General features: G+C 66.7%; 1 protein-coding gene. It reads left to right on the forward strand.

The features are described 5' to 3' along the window. Positions 1 to 408 (forward strand): EF-Tu/IF-2/RF-3 family GTPase (locus AC1MIR_RS27770; protein WP_480031402.1); only part of this gene is annotated, 408 nt, incomplete at both ends.

A 408-nucleotide genomic window follows, 5' to 3' on the forward strand; every position in this document is an offset into this window, starting at 1 on the left:
ACGCCTACATCCCGCAGCCGGAGCGTCCGAAGGACCGCCCCTTCCTGATGCCGATCGAGGACGTGTTTTCGATCAGCGGCCGCGGGACGGTGGTGACGGGCCGTGTTGAGCGCGGGATCATCAAGGTGGGCGAGGAAGTCGAGATCGTCGGCCTGAAGGACACGGTGAAGACGACGGTGACGGGCGTCGAGATGTTCCGCAAGCTGCTGGACAGCGGCGAGGCGGGCGACAACATCGGCGCGCTGCTGCGCGGCACGAAGCGCGAGGACGTGGAGCGTGGCCAGGTGCTGGCGGCGCCGGGCTCGATCACGCCGCACACGCAGTTCAAGGCCGAGGCGTATATCCTGACGAAGGAGGAGGGCGGTCGCCACACGCCGTTCTTCACGAACTACCGTCCGCAGTTCTACT

The organism is Falsiroseomonas sp. RANM36 (genome assembly GCF_056682175.1).